Origin of the sequence: Bacillus sp. AFS017336 (assembly GCF_002555445.1) — a bacterium.
Lineage (GTDB): Bacteria > Bacillota > Bacilli > Bacillales > Bacillaceae_G > Gottfriedia.
This window is the reverse complement of sequence record NZ_NUCO01000068.1, coordinates 1-5,226: the sequence shown is the minus strand read 5'-3', so window position 1 is coordinate 5,226 and position 5,226 is coordinate 1. Positions and strand designations below refer to the sequence as shown.

Genomic DNA, 5,226 nt, shown 5'->3' with positions numbered 1-5,226 from the left:
GTTGTTCAACTAATGCATGCTTTAGTTGAACAAGGATTAATTAAAATTTATGGAATGTAATGCACGTATCGCATCAACAGCGTGCCTACCCCAGTGTGCTTGGAAATGAAATTTCCAATGCCAAATCGCTTCTAATTGTTCATTCTGGTCATATAATAAAATTCCTTCTTTAACATCTTTATAAATATCTAAGATATCGTCGGATAAACTTCCAAATACAGGTTCCTCTATATTGTTTAAATTGTATGGGTTAAAGACCACCCAGTACCAATCGTATTGTTCAAAGTTTATTTGAGGAAGAAATACATCAAATTCATATGAATCGGCATTTTTAGGTTCAACATCTGGAAGAAGCAGGGCTTTGGAATATAAGTCCAATAGTGAAATAACAAGATTTTTTAATTTGTCATTTTCCTGATTGGAATTAAAATTTTCAACTAAGTTGCAATAGTAAATAGCTGAATTAAAAAAGTTGTCTACTGCTTTATTTTTCATTTTTTCCCCTCTCAGATTTTTAGTGTTACCTATTAAAATTCTACATTTTTCAAACGAAAACCTTCTGCAACTAAACTGCCAGTTAGTTGCAGAAGAAATCAAAAATACACATTAAAAGTACAAAAAAAACCCCATTTAGCTAAAAAAAATAAAACCTTTGCTCTAAATTTAGAACAAAGGCTCACGACAAATAAATCATCTACTTACAAGTTGTCCACTTTGAGGTACTTCCTCTTTTATATCAGTTGCTCCAGTTAATTTTTCCTTATTCACAAAATCAAAATCATCTAATTCAGGATAAAAGGATTTCTCTTCAATTGATTGATTCTTTTTAATAGTAGATCCCTGGTCCTCCATTAATCGTTCAATCCCTAATTTAATTAGGTTAAAAGCAAAAATTGAGACGATAAAAGCTATACTTGGTCCTACAATTACCCAGGTGTCTATCGATAGTTCTATATAATTGGCACCAATCATTGCTGACCATTCGTTTGCTTTAGACATCGGTCTGTCAACTCCGAGGTCTAGATAAAGAATTTTCACACCACCAATAAATAGTTTAAAAACAGCTAATTGAGTTAGTAAAAATAAAGTTTGAATTGTCTGTTGGACAAATAATAATAAAACACGGCTTCGAAGATATGGTAAGACATGTTTTCTTCTAATCCAGCTATTTCTAGCGCCAATGATTTTAGAGCTCGTTATAAAATCGTTTTTTAAATAGTCTCTTACTTCTTCACCAATTGAATTCATCAATACTGGTATTGAAATTATAATCAATAAAGAAAGTTGGATCGCAATTGTTTTTTCCTTTGTTGCTTCTGAAACATCATTTAACAATACAAAAAAAGGAAATAAAATGATGACTGCAGGAACAAAACGGAAAGCGTTTATAATTGGTTCAATAATTTTTAACCAATTACCATTTACAAAGCCAAAAAATGCCCCTAATATTCCTCCAAATACAACTCTCATTAATCCTACTATTATTGCAATGGATAATGTGTATTTAGCACCGTCAATTACCATCCAAAATACATCTCTTCCAAATCTGTCTACCCCGAAGATATATTTTAAGCTTGGAGGATAACCTGTTGTATCGATTAATCTTCCTTTAGCATTGTATAACAGCGAAGGGGGTGGCTTTAATGTATCTTTTATAAAGTACGTATAAATAAAACTAAAGATAATTAAACCTAATATGATAAAGCTTCCTATTAATATAGGTAAATACCTCTTTATCTTCATACTGCTTCTCCCCCTTTCATTTTATTAACAATTTGTTTAAAGATAATTTCTAATAGAAAGAAAGGGATAAATAGTAAAACTAGCGCCATAAAAAAGATTTCAGGAGAACCAGTATTATTAAATAAAAATGTAAAATAACCTTGCATATTAAAAAATTTTTCTACTATTAATAAATTCGAAATCATTAACCAAAATATTAACTTACTATTACTTAATAATGTAATCGTTACATTTCGTAAAATATGACGAATCATAATCCAAGAATTTGAGAGACCTTTTGCTTTTGCGTACTCTACATAGTCTTTAATTTTTTCTTCTTGAATAGCCAGACATAACATTTGGAATAGTTGAATTGTTGGAATGATTGAGACAAGAAAGATCGGTAATGCATAGGCTTTTGATTCAAAACCGTTTACTGGGTCTACAATTTTAACCCCCGTTTTGTTAAAAATCCATAAAAAGAAAATTTGTAATCCACAAATCATGATAACATCTGGTATTGATTGCATGAAAAATAGTACACTATTTATTATTTTTCTAACTGATTTTGGTCCAATATTAACAGCATAAGATAAAATTAAAGCTGCGATGATGGAAATTAAAAACGCAAAAAAAAGGATCGTAAATGAATACATATAAGGTTCTAAAAATACGGAAGAAAAAGGAACGTATTGAAAATCTCTTAAGTATACTTCTAAATGACTGAAATAAAAAAAGCTCCAAAAAAAGATTTGTAGTTGGTTCCAAAACTCCACTAAGCGCTCTCCTTTTGGTAACAATAAAGTAAAAGAAGTCGCGGTAATTAAACCGATTCCAAATATGGTTAAACAAAATTGAAGAAGGTATTTAGAAATAATTCTACTTGTTTGTATCATTATTTTCCCTCCTTTATAGGCTTTATCTTTTCTTTGTAATAAATAATATTTCCTGAATTTCTCAACTTGCCAAATTTCAAGAACGTTCCATATTGCTTAATATACATATACTTTTCGTTATTCTTTTTCCCTACTGAATAACCAATTGCATTCGATCTAATGTTTTCACCATATTTACCAAATTTATCTTGGATTGCTATTGGTTGTTCTTCAGGCTTAAAAAATAATAATCCTGTTAATTTTTTATTGTTTATGTCTAATAAAATTTTCTTATATGCAGAACCCTTTTCGTCTGTTTTAATAGTAGTTTTATAGACTATACTCTTAGATGCATCATCTTGAAAAATTAGACGAAGTTTTGCGTCTTTTGGAAGTGACGAGTCCACTTTGATTCCAATACTTTTTGAATCAAAGCTACCATCTGCATGGATTGCCAAATTTTGTGGAGGCTTTTTAATTGTACATGCTGATAGCGCGACAGTTGCAAAAGCTAGAAAACAAATCATTTTAAATTTTTTCATCAGTTATTAAAAAACCCCTTTCCTAACATATAAAATTTCTTTCCAAGAATTTTTACAAATATTAAAATTTTCAACCAAATTCAATTAATTTTATCAAAATAATGACATCTTGTGCACTTTAATTGTTATAATTTTCAATTTTATCGAATAATTTCACCCTTATTTTGTTTTTATACAGTATAATAGACTCGTACCAACTACTATTAAAGGAGGCAATTTGATGGAAAAAATGTTAGTAAAGCGATTAAATCGTGTTGAAGTACCAACTGAAATGACATGGAAATTAGAGGATTTATATCCAACTCGTGCAGAATGGTTAGATGCTTTAGAGCTTATTGAAAATGATTTAGTTGAGGCAAAGTCATTAAAAGGTTCTGTTTTAAAATCCCCGGAATATTTAAAAAAGACATTATTAACTTATGAATCAATTATGCTTCAATTAATTCGTTGCGGTACTTATGTAAGCTTACGTCAGTCTGGAGATGGGTCTGATCCACAAAACCAATCTGATAGTTTACAGTTCTCAAGCTTAAGTACGAAAGCGAATACAATTTTAACATTTATACAGTCTGAACTATTAAACTTAAATAATGAAATGTTAGAAGCGTTTATAAAAGAAGAAAAAGAAATTGAAGTATTTAAATTATTATTAGAAGACATTATTGCATCTAAGCAACATAAATTACTTCCTGAAACTGAAGAGGCTTTAGCAGCACTTGGAGAAGTCACTTCTGCCCCATATCGAATTTACCAAACAAGTAAATCCGCTGATTTAAAATTCGAAACATTCGAAGATGATAACGGAAAAGAATTAGAAAATTCGTTCGCTATGTTTGAAAATTTATACGAATTCTCTCCAAATCATACAGTCCGTAAAGAAGCTTATCAATCGTTCACTAAAACTCTTAACCAATACAAAAATACATATGCTGCTGTTTATGCAACTCAAGTAAATAAAGAAGTTGCTTTAAGTAAATTACGTAAATATGATTCAGTCACTCACATGCTATTAGAAAATCATAAAGTTTCTTTAGAAATGTATCATAATCAATTAAACATTATTTATAAGGAACTTGCTCCACATATGCGTAAACTAGCAAACTTAAAGAAAAAACAACTTGGACTTGAAACGCTTCATTTCTACGATTTAAAAGCACCTTTAGATCCCGATTTCAATCCAAGTACAACATATGAAGAAGCTAAAGAAACCATTTTAAAATCACTAGAAGTCATGGGACCTGATTACATTTCAGTCATGGAAAAAGCTTTTGATGAGCGCTGGATTGATTATTGCGATAATGTAGGAAAATCAACGGGTGCTTTCTGTTCTAGTCCTTATGGTGTACATCCTTACATTTTAATAAGCTGGCAGGATACGATGCGAAATGCATTTGTACTTGCACATGAGCTTGGTCATGCTGGACATTTTTACTATGCAAATAAATACCAACGTGTTGTCAATACACGTCCTTCAATGTATTTCGTTGAAGCCCCTTCAACATTTAATGAGATGTTATTAGGACAATATTTACTAAAACAGACAAATGATCCACAAATGAAGCGTTGGGTAATCCTTCAATTATTAGGTACTTATTATCATAATTTTGTAACTCATTTACTTGAAGGTGAATTCCAACGAAGAGTTTATGAGCTTGCTGAAAAAGGTACTCCTCTTACAGCGTCAACATTCTGTGAGGTTAAAGGCAATGTTCTGAAGGAATTCTGGGGAGATTCAGTCGAAATCGATGAAGGTGCAAGCTTAACTTGGATGCGCCAGCCACATTATTATATGGGTCTTTATCCATATACTTACTCTGCTGGTTTAACTGCATCTACTGCTATTTCGCGAAGAGTTGCTACAGAGGGACAACCAGTTATCGACGCTTGGATCGAAGTTTTAAAAACAGGTGGATCAAAGAAACCAGTTGAACTTTTAAAAATGGCTGGTGTTGATTTAACGACGAGTGCACCAATTAAAGAAGCTGTAGACTATGTTGGTTCATTAGTAACTGAATTAGAGTCTCTTTTCTAAAGAAATTAAAAAAACACCTAAATTATTTTATAAAATTGAAGTGACCCCATAAAGT

5 protein-coding genes are annotated in these 5,226 nt (G+C 31.0%); 1 reads left to right on the top strand and 4 read right to left on the bottom strand.

The annotated features are described in order from the left end of the window. Positions 1 to 36: 36 nt before the first annotated feature. From CN601_RS22060 to CN601_RS22045, 4 genes are all read right to left on the bottom strand, one after another. Entirely contained in the window at positions 37 to 495 is a 459-nt protein-coding gene (locus CN601_RS22060) for a DUF5063 domain-containing protein (RefSeq protein WP_098172372.1), read from the bottom strand. 195 nt (positions 496 to 690) lie between these two features. Then, positions 691 to 1,743: an ABC transporter permease gene (locus CN601_RS22055; RefSeq protein WP_098172371.1), complete on the bottom strand. Its 1,053-nt coding sequence runs from the start codon at positions 1,741 to 1,743 to the stop codon at positions 691 to 693. Next, a complete protein-coding gene (locus tag CN601_RS22050; protein WP_098172370.1) occupies positions 1,740 to 2,618 on the bottom strand; it encodes an ABC transporter permease subunit in 879 nt (292 codons plus the stop codon). Before CN601_RS22050 ends, CN601_RS22055 begins: the two co-directional genes overlap by 4 nt. Then, a complete protein-coding gene (locus tag CN601_RS22045; protein WP_098172369.1) occupies positions 2,618 to 3,139 on the bottom strand; it encodes a hypothetical protein in 522 nt (173 codons plus the stop codon). The genes CN601_RS22050 and CN601_RS22045 overlap by 1 nt, the downstream gene beginning before the upstream one ends. A gap of 220 nt (positions 3,140 to 3,359) precedes the next feature. Between CN601_RS22045 and pepF the strand changes: the two genes are divergently transcribed. After that, a complete protein-coding gene (gene pepF, locus CN601_RS22040; RefSeq protein WP_098172368.1) occupies positions 3,360 to 5,171 on the top strand; it encodes an oligoendopeptidase F in 1,812 nt (603 codons plus the stop codon). The last annotated feature ends 55 nt before the right edge of the window (positions 5,172 to 5,226 follow it).

Excerpts from the sequence above, each read along its gene's own strand:
- CN601_RS22045 (WP_098172369.1), bottom strand. The coding sequence starts at position 3,139 with ATGAAAAAATTTAAAATGATTTGTTTTCTAGCTTTTGCAACTGTCGCG.
- CN601_RS22060 (WP_098172372.1), bottom strand. The coding sequence starts at position 495 with ATGAAAAATAAAGCAGTAGACAACTTTTTTAATTCAGCTATTTACTAT.
- CN601_RS22050 (WP_098172370.1), bottom strand. The coding sequence starts at position 2,618 with ATGATACAAACAAGTAGAATTATTTCTAAATACCTTCTTCAATTTTGT.
- pepF (WP_098172368.1), top strand. The coding sequence starts at position 3,360 with ATGGAAAAAATGTTAGTAAAGCGATTAAATCGTGTTGAAGTACCAACT.
- CN601_RS22055 (WP_098172371.1), bottom strand. The coding sequence starts at position 1,743 with ATGAAGATAAAGAGGTATTTACCTATATTAATAGGAAGCTTTATCATA.